At 70.3% G+C, this 6780-nt stretch carries 9 protein-coding genes; all 9 read left to right on the top strand.

Translation table 11 applies throughout. The features are described from left to right. The coding region (locus JWN97_RS09965) for a hypothetical protein (protein WP_297621919.1) at window positions 1-334 on the top strand (334 nt) is incomplete at its 5' end. 26 nt (window positions 335-360) lie between these two features. Then, window positions 361-1266: an ABC transporter permease gene (locus JWN97_RS09960; RefSeq protein WP_297621917.1), complete on the top strand. Its 906-nt coding sequence runs from the start codon at window positions 361-363 to the stop codon at window positions 1264-1266. Window positions 1267-1269: 3 nt separating this feature from the next. Continuing rightward, window positions 1270-2142, top strand: coding sequence for an ABC transporter permease subunit (locus JWN97_RS09955; RefSeq protein ID WP_297621915.1), 873 nt, complete (start codon window positions 1270-1272; stop codon window positions 2140-2142). Next, window positions 2139-2291, top strand: a complete 153-nt coding sequence (locus tag JWN97_RS09950) for a hypothetical protein (protein WP_297621913.1) — start codon at window positions 2139-2141, stop codon at window positions 2289-2291. Before JWN97_RS09955 ends, JWN97_RS09950 begins: the two co-directional genes overlap by 4 nt. Continuing rightward, window positions 2288-3709: an amidase gene (locus JWN97_RS09945; protein ID WP_297621906.1), complete on the top strand. Its 1422-nt coding sequence runs from the start codon at window positions 2288-2290 to the stop codon at window positions 3707-3709. Before JWN97_RS09950 ends, JWN97_RS09945 begins: the two co-directional genes overlap by 4 nt. Then, complete coding sequence (locus JWN97_RS09940; RefSeq protein ID WP_297621898.1) at window positions 3706-4479, top strand: 5-oxoprolinase subunit PxpA; 774 nt, start codon at window positions 3706-3708, stop codon at window positions 4477-4479. The genes JWN97_RS09945 and JWN97_RS09940 overlap by 4 nt, the downstream gene beginning before the upstream one ends. A 5-nt stretch (window positions 4480-4484) precedes the next feature. After that, window positions 4485-5096, top strand: a complete 612-nt coding sequence (locus JWN97_RS09935) for an allophanate hydrolase subunit 1 (RefSeq protein WP_297621927.1) — start codon at window positions 4485-4487, stop codon at window positions 5094-5096. Between the two features lie 10 nt (window positions 5097-5106). Continuing rightward, window positions 5107-5964 carry a biotin-dependent carboxyltransferase family protein gene (locus tag JWN97_RS09930; protein ID WP_297621890.1) on the top strand — a complete coding sequence of 286 codons (858 nt, stop codon included), beginning with the start codon at window positions 5107-5109 and terminating at the stop codon, window positions 5962-5964. Then, entirely contained in the window at window positions 5961-6746 is a 786-nt protein-coding gene (locus tag JWN97_RS09925; RefSeq protein ID WP_297621881.1) for a putative hydro-lyase, read from the top strand. The genes JWN97_RS09930 and JWN97_RS09925 overlap by 4 nt, the downstream gene beginning before the upstream one ends. The last annotated feature ends 34 nt before the right edge of the window (window positions 6747-6780 follow it).

Raw genomic sequence — 6780 nt, 5'->3', positions numbered from 1 at the left:
CAACAACGCCTGGTGGTACGGCGTCCTCGTCTCCCCCGAGACGAAGAACTACGAGACGGTCGTCGACTACATCGACTACTGGCTCGGTGGCGAGCCGCACAAGATCATGGCTCCGCAGGGCTACTACACCCCGCGCCCAGACCTGGTGAAGCCGCTCATCGAGAACACCTTCACCACCGACCCCGACATCTCCGACTGGGACTACTGGTACGCCGGCGCCACCGACAAGCGGCCCTCGCTGGAGTCCCGGATCCAGAACACTGCCGAGTGGCAGCAGTACCCGGCCGAGTTCGCCGAGTACTCGCGCCTCTGGACCGAGTTCACCGCCAGCTGACCCGAGGGGCTCTGAGAAGGACCACGATGACGACGACGACCGAGACCGAGAGCGAGACCAGGTCTCCCTCACTCCGCGGGGCCACCGGGCGCAAGGCTCTCCCCCCACTCCTGGCATGGCCCGCGCTGATCTGGATCTCGGTCTCGGTCATCGTGCCCGTCGTCTTCGTGGTCACGGTCGGGTTCTGGCGCCTGGACGGCTTCGAGCTGGTCCAGGACTGGGACCCGTCCACCTACTCCCTCATGCTCACCGACTCCACCTTCTGGGGCATCGTCTGGTGGACGGTGCGCACCTGGCTGACGGTGCTCACGCTGATCCTCGGCATCGGCGTCCCGGCGGCCTACTTCATCGCCCGCCACGTGCGATCTCTCTCGATGCAGACCGCCATCCTGATGCTCACCGTGCTTCCCTTCTGGGTCAGCTACGTCATCCGGATCATCACCTGGATCCCGATGTTCGGCAACAAGGGCGTACTGAACGGGGCGCTCGTCAAGGCCGGGATCATCGACAGCCCCAGCTCGGCGTTCCTGTACAACTCGGTGGCGATGACGATCGCGCTGGTGTCGATGTACATCGTGTTCATCGTCGGCCCGGTCTACTTCGGGCTCTCCCGGATCGACGCCGACACCCTCGCGGCCTCACGCATGTCGGGTGCCTCGCCCTGGACGACGTTCTGGAAGGTCGAGATCCCTCTCGCCAAGCCGGGGATCGTCGCCGGCTCGTTCTTCGCGACCGTGTTCCTGCTCGGCGACTTCGCGACCGAGCAGATCGTCGGCGGGGCCACCAACCCGATGCTCGCCGGACTGTCCCTGCGGTACGCCGAGACGCTCCAGTGGCCCATGGCCGCAGCGGTCTCCGCTGCGCTGCTCGTGATCGCCCTGGTGCTCATCTGGCTGCTCAGCCGTATCCACGACCTGCGGAAGGAGGTCTGAGCCGTGGAGGTGCAGACCCGAGGACAGCGGATCTTCAAGTTCGTCAGCATGGGGTTCCTCCTGCTGGTGCTGGTCGCGCTCTACGCGCCGCTGCTGGTGATGACCAGCCTGTCGTTCACCGAGGACCAGACGTCGACGTTCCCACCCACGAACCTGTCGATGATCTCCTACGAGAAGCTGCTGCACCCCGACCGGATCGAGCTGTTCACGATCGCCGGCGAGCCGATCACCGACTACTGGGGCCCGCTCCAGCTCTCCTTGCTGCTGGGGGGGCTGACCGCCGTCGTGGCGACGGTGCTGGGGCTCTCAGCCGCCGTCGCATTCCGCCAGCAGTTCCGGGGCCGTAACTCGCTGTTCTTCGTCCTGCTGCTCGGCATGATCGCGCCCGGCATCGTGGTGGGCCTCGGCATCCGGCTCCTGGCCACCGCGATCGAGCTCGAGCCGCGTTGGTACACCACAGGCCTGCTGGTGCACGTCGGGTGGACGCTTCCGTTCTCGTTCGTGATCTTCATGATCTTCCTCAACCGCTTCGACCGGCAGATCGAGGAGGCGGCGTCCATGCTCGGGGCCACGGCGCTGCAGGTCTTCCGGCACGTCACGCTGCCGATCCTGCGCCCCGCGGTGCTCGCGTCCCTGCTCTTCGGCTTCACGCTCTCCTTCGACGAGCTCCAGCGCAGCGCCCTGGCGCTGGGACAGGACATCTCGCTCCCGCGCGCCCTCGTCTCGGTGACGACGATCCGCGTGACACCCGTCGTCTACTCCCTGGGTGCGATCATCGCCATCGCCTCCCTAGCGGTGGTGCTGGTCTACCTGGTCATGTTCGAGAGGGACGCCAAGAAGCTCTACCTTCCTGCCGCGGCGAAGGACGACGAGTGATAGGGAGGCCGGCACCGGTCGGGCCCCCCGACTCGCTGCCCGCGCTGTCGCCCGAGCTGAACCTGCTGCTGGGGCGCATGCGCGCGGTGCCCCTGGGCGAGGCGGCCGTCGCGATGTCGTTCGACCCGAGCCGAGGGGTGGAGAAGTGAACAGCGACCTCGACATCCTGACCGCCCGGACGGCGATCCGGCGTGGCGAGCTCTCGCCGGTGGAGCTGACCCGCGCCTGCCTGGCCCGTGTCGACGAGGTCGACGGTGCCGTCAACGCCTACGTCGAGGTCTACGCCGAGGACGCGCTCACCGCCGCCCAGCAGGCCGAGGACGAGATCGGGCGCGGCATCGACCGCGGCCCGCTGCACGGCATCCCGATCGCGGTGAAGGACCTCTTCGACGTCGCCGGGCGCGTGACCCGGGCGGGCTCGCGATCGCTGGCCGACGCCCCGCCGGCCGCCGTGGACGCCCATAGCGTCCGGCTGCTCCGCGACGGCGGCGCGGTCATCCTCGGCAAGACCCACACCCACGAGTTCGCATTCGGGTCCACGACCCCGCAGACCGGCAACCCCTGGGACCTCGACCGGGTCCCGGGCGGCTCCAGTGGCGGGTCGGCGGCCGCACTGGCCCTCGACACCTGCCTGATGGCGCTCGGCACGGACACCGCCGGCTCCATCCGGATGCCCGCCGCGCTGTGCGGCGTCGTCGGCATCAAGCCGACCTACGGCCGGGTGAGCAAGTCCGGGATCGCGCCGCTGAGCTGGTCCCTGGACCACGCCGGCCCGCTCACGCGTTACGTCGCCGACGCCGCGGCAGCGCTGCAGGTGATGGCAGGGCACGATCCCGCCGACGTGGGCTCGCACGACGTGCCGGTCCCCGACTACCTGGCCCGCCTCGACGACGGGGTCGACGGACTCACGATCGCCGTGCCGGTCAACCACTACGCCGAGAACCTCAGCCCCGGCATGCAGGACGCCTACGAGCAGTCCCTCGCGGTGCTCGAGCAGCTGGGCGCGACCGTCGTCCGGGTCGAGCTCCCACTCGCGCCGGCGTACATGGGCGCCACGTTCGCGATCATGATGGCCGAGGCCAGCGCCTACCACCGGCACCGCCTCGGCCCGCTGGGCAACCTCTACACCGAGGACGTCCGCACCCTGCTGGAGGCTGGCCTGAGCCTGCCTGCGGTGGACTACATCGACGGCCAGCGCACTCGCGGGCTCGTCCAGGCCGAGTGGCAGCAGATCCTCTCGACCGCGGACGTCGTGGTCGTCCCGACCCTCCCGACCTCCGCTGCCCTGCGCGACGCCTCGGTCCTGGACATCACCGACAGCTACTCCGAGTCGATCATGAGCTCCTACGTGCGGCTGTCGTGTCCGGCGAACCTGACCGGACTGCCCGCGCTGTCGGTGCCGTGCGGTGTCGACGCGCAGGGCCTCCCGCTCGGTCTGCAGATCATCGGTCGCGCGTTCGACGAGGCGACCGTCCTCCAGGTCGGCGCGGCGTACGAGCGAGCCACGACCTGGCACCGGCTGCGTCCGCCGACTCCGGAGGTCGACGCGGGGAGCAGACAGCGATGAGCGCCGGTCCCCTCGCGGTCGACCTGAACTGCGACCTCGGCGAGTCCTACGGCGCGTGGTGCCTCGGCGACGACGCCGCCATGCTGTCGCTCGTGAGCAGTGCGAACGTCGCGTGCGGATTCCACGCCGGGGACCCCACGGTGATCCGGCAGACCACCGCGACCGCGGCCGCCGAGGGTGTGAGGATCGGCGCCCATGTCGGCTACCCGGACCTGGCCGGCTTCGGCCGACGCTTCATGGACATGTCGCCGGAGTCCCTGGCCGACGCGGTGCTCTACCAGATCGCAGCGCTGGAGGGATTCGCCCGGGCCGCCGGCCAGCGCGTCGCCTACGTGAAGCCGCACGGCGCGCTCTACAACACCGTCGTCCACCACGTCGGGCAGGCACGGGCGGTCGTCCGGGCGACCAAGACCTTCGACCCCTCGCTGAAGATCCTCGGGCTGCCCGGCTCCGCGGTGTTGGCCGCAGCCCGCGAGGAGGGGCTCGGGGTGATCACCGAGGCGTTCGTCGACCGCGCCTACACCCCCGAGGGGACCCTGGTCAGCAGGTCCGAGCCCGGCGCCGTCCTCACCGACGTCGAGCACGTGGCCCGTCGGGCGACCCGCATGGTCACCCACCACGAGGTCGAGGCCATCGACGGCAGCATCATCAGCATCGACGCCGACTCCCTGTGCATCCACGGTGACAGCCCGGGCGCGGTCGAGATGGCACACGCGGTCCGCGCCGCGCTGACCGCAGCAGGTGTCGAGATCCGAGCAGCTGCGCGGTGAGGTTCATGCGCTGCGGTGACGTCGCCGTGCTCGTCGAGCTGGCCACCCTCGAGGACGTCCTGTCGCTCCATGCAGACCTCGAGGCACGCCCGGTCTCCGGGATGGTGGACCTGGTGCCGGCACTGGAGACCCTGCTGGTGAGATTCGACCCCGCCGTCGCCACTCCGGAGCAGGTCTGCCAGGACATCAGGACCCGGTCCCCCGAACGGGCGCAGCGTCAGACCGGAGAGGTGCTGACCGTGCCCGTCCGGTACGACGGCGAGGACCTGGCCGTGGTCTCTTCGCTGCTCGGGATCTCCGTCGCGGAGACCGTACGTCGCCACACGGGCCAGGTCTGGACAGTCGCCTTCGCGGGGTTCTCCCCCGGCTTCGGCTACCTCGTCGGCGATGCCGGCGGGCTGGAGGTGTCACGTCGCGCCAGCCCTCGCACCCGCGTGCCGGCGGGCGCGGTGGCGCTGGCCGGGGAGTTCACCGGCGTCTACCCGCGTGAGTCCCCCGGCGGGTGGCAGATCGTCGGTCACACCGCCCTCAAGGCGTGGGACCTCCACCGAGACCCGCCGGCCCTGCTCACCCCGGGGACGCGGGTCAGCTTCGCGAGCGTGGACAGCGTTGCGTAGCGCGGAGCTGGTGGTCCTGCACGCAGGCCCCATGGCGACCATCCAGGACCTCGGCCGCCCCGGACTGGCGAGGATCGGCGTCGGCGCCTCGGGCGCCGCGGATCGCGGGTCCCTCAAGCTCGCGAACCGACTGGTGGGCAACCCCGAGGATGCCGCTGCCATCGAGATCACCGTCGGCGACTTCTCGGCGTCCCCGTCGGGTGACCTGCTGATGGCGGTGACCGGAGCCCCGGTGCCGATCTGGGTCGACAGCCGCCCCGAGAGCTGCAACGCCGTCCTGCGCGTGAGGGCCGGGCAGACGATCCGGGTCGGCGTCGCTTCCGCCGGCGTCCGGAGCTATCTCGCGGTCCGGGGCGGGATCGCGGTCCCCCCGGTGCTGGGCTCCCGCTCGACCGACACGATGGCGCACCTCGGCCCGAAGGTCCTCGCGGACGGCGTACGGCTGCCCGTCGGCGCGCCGCCGACCACGTATCCCACCGTGGACCAGGCCGTCACCCGAGCCGCGACCGGTTCGCGGCTACGGGTCATCATGGGTCCGCGCGACGACTGGTTCACCACTGCCTCCTGCCGCACGCTCCTCACCGAGCCGTGGACGGCCACCGCCGTCGGGAACCGGATCGGCATGAGGTTGGCCGGTCCGGTGCTCGAGCGGGTGGTGTCCCGAGAGCTCTCCAGCGAGGGGGTCGTCCGGGGCGCGCTGCAGGTCCCACCGGGGGGTCACCCGACACTGATGCTGGCCGACCACCCGGTCACCGGCGGCTACCCCGTCATCGCGGTGGTGGTGGATGCGGACATGGACCGTGCTGCGAACATCCGACCCGGCGACACGTTGTTCTTCGAAGAGACAAGAAAGCAGGCCCTCACATGAGTGCACCAGTGGAGTCGTTGACCCCCGCCGAGGCCCGGCAGATGTTCCGTGACGGCCTGTCAGTGCCGACGAGCGGTTGGTGCACGGGAATGACCCAGGCGAACCTGATCGCCGTGCCGAAGCGGTACGCCTACGACTTCCTGCTGTTCGCCCAGCGCAACCCCCAGTCCTGCCCGGTCATCGACGTCTCAGACCCGGGCTCTCCCCGCACGAGCCTCGCTCCCGGGGCTGACCTGCGCACGGACATCCCGGGCTATCGGATCATCGCCGACGGCGTCGTCGTCGAGGAGCGCTCGGAGGTCACCGAGCAGTGGACCGACGACATGGTCGCCTTCCTCATCGGCTGCAGCTTCACCTTCGAGCACGCACTGGTCGACGCCGGCGTGCCGGTCCGCCACCTGACCGCGGGCCGCAACGTGCCGATGTACCGGACGAACGTCGCCTCGCGGGCGGCGGGAGTCATGCACGGGCCGATCGTCGTGTCGATGCGCGCGATCCCCGCCCGCCAGGTGGCGACCGCCGTGCAGGTGACGAGCCGCTACCCGACCATGCACGGTGCACCGCTGCACATCGGCGACCCTGCCTCCCTCGGCATCGCGGACCTGGACTCTCCCGACTACGGCGACGCGCCGCTCATCGAGGACGGGGACGTCCCGGTGTTCTGGGGTTGCGGGGTCACGCCGCAGGCGATCGCCGTGGCGGCCGGCCTGCCGTTCGCCATCGCCCACGCCCCCGGCAAGATGATGATCACCGACGTGGCCGACACGTTCTGGGCCGTCTGACGCCGCTCCCGTCCGAGTCGCGGCCACGCCGCTG

The organism is Nocardioides sp. (assembly GCF_025965415.1).
Classification (GTDB): Bacteria; Actinomycetota; Actinomycetes; order Propionibacteriales; family Nocardioidaceae; genus Nocardioides.
The sequence above is the reverse complement of the archived record's forward strand: the minus strand, read 5'-3'. Positions and strand labels throughout refer to the sequence as shown.